We start from the raw sequence: 939 nt of genomic DNA on the forward strand, positions 1-939 counted from the left end.
ACTTAACCATATAATATGAAGCAATGTTATCTAGTTTTGAAAGAATATAAAAAACTTGTTGACTTTCAAAAGTAAATGAGTTACAATAATTCTTGTCTTAAATGAATACAGTCTGGTAATGATGGCAGAGAGGCCACACCCGTTCCCATACCGAACACGGAAGTTAAGCTCTCTAGCGCCGATGGTAGTTGGGACCTTGTCCCTGTGAGAGTAGGACGTTGCCAGGCAAATGGAGGATTAGCTCAGCTGGGAGAGCACCTGCCTTACAAGCAGGGGGTCGGCGGTTCGATCCCGTCATCCTCCACCATTTAGCCGACTTAGCTCAATTGGTAGAGCAACTGACTTGTAATCAGTAGGTTGGGGGTTCAAGTCCTCTAGTCGGCACCAGAAATCATGGCGGTTGTGGCGAAGTGGTTAACGCACCGGATTGTGGCTCCGGCATTCGTGGGTTCGATTCCCATCAGTCGCCCCATTTTTCTTAAATAAATTAATATGCGGGTGTGGCGGAATTGGCAGACGCACCAGACTTAGGATCTGGCGCCTTTGGCGTGGGGGTTCGACTCCCTTCACCCGCACTTTTAATTAAATAACTCATACGTGTCTTGCGGAAGTAGTTCAGTGGTAGAATACAACCTTGCCAAGGTTGGGGTCGCGGGTTCGAATCCCGTCTTCCGCTCCAATTTTCAATATGACATGCCGGGGTGGCGGAACAGGCAGACGCACAGGACTTAAAATCCTGCGGTGGGTGACCACCGTGCGGGTTCGACCCCCGCCCTCGGCACCATATGCGCCCGTAGCTCAATTGGATAGAGCGTTTGACTACGGATCAAGAGGTTAGGGGTTCGACTCCTCTCGGGCGCGCTTTTATAACGGGAAGTGGCTCAGCTTGGTAGAGCACCTGGTTTGGGACCAGGGGGTCGCAGGTTCAAATCCTGTCTT

General features: G+C 50.6%; 7 tRNA genes and 1 rRNA gene. All 8 read left to right on the forward strand.

The features are described from left to right. Positions 1-111: 111 nt before the first annotated feature. The 8 genes from rrf to HMPREF1014_RS29145 all read left to right on the forward strand — a co-directional run bounded on the left by rrf (position 112) and on the right by HMPREF1014_RS29145 (position 861). Positions 112-227, forward strand: a 5S ribosomal RNA gene (gene rrf, locus HMPREF1014_RS29110). Positions 228-231: 4 nt separating this feature from the next. Beyond that, a tRNA-Val gene (locus tag HMPREF1014_RS29115) sits at positions 232-307 on the forward strand. Between the two features lie 4 nt (positions 308-311). Then, a tRNA-Thr gene (locus HMPREF1014_RS29120) sits at positions 312-387 on the forward strand. A gap of 9 nt (positions 388-396) precedes the next feature. Next, positions 397-472: transfer RNA gene (locus tag HMPREF1014_RS29125), tRNA-His, on the forward strand. Between the two features lie 22 nt (positions 473-494). Next, positions 495-575: transfer RNA gene (locus HMPREF1014_RS29130), tRNA-Leu, on the forward strand. 29 nt (positions 576-604) lie between these two features. Beyond that, positions 605-679, forward strand: a tRNA-Gly gene (locus tag HMPREF1014_RS29135). Positions 680-695: 16 nt separating this feature from the next. After that, positions 696-784, forward strand: a tRNA-Leu gene (locus HMPREF1014_RS29140). Between the two features lie 3 nt (positions 785-787). Then, positions 788-861 (forward strand) — tRNA-Arg (locus HMPREF1014_RS29145). The last annotated feature ends 78 nt before the right edge of the window (positions 862-939 follow it).

The organism is Bacillus sp. 7_6_55CFAA_CT2 (assembly GCF_000238655.1).
GTDB lineage: Bacteria > Bacillota > Bacilli > Bacillales > Bacillaceae_G > Bacillus_A > Bacillus_A cereus.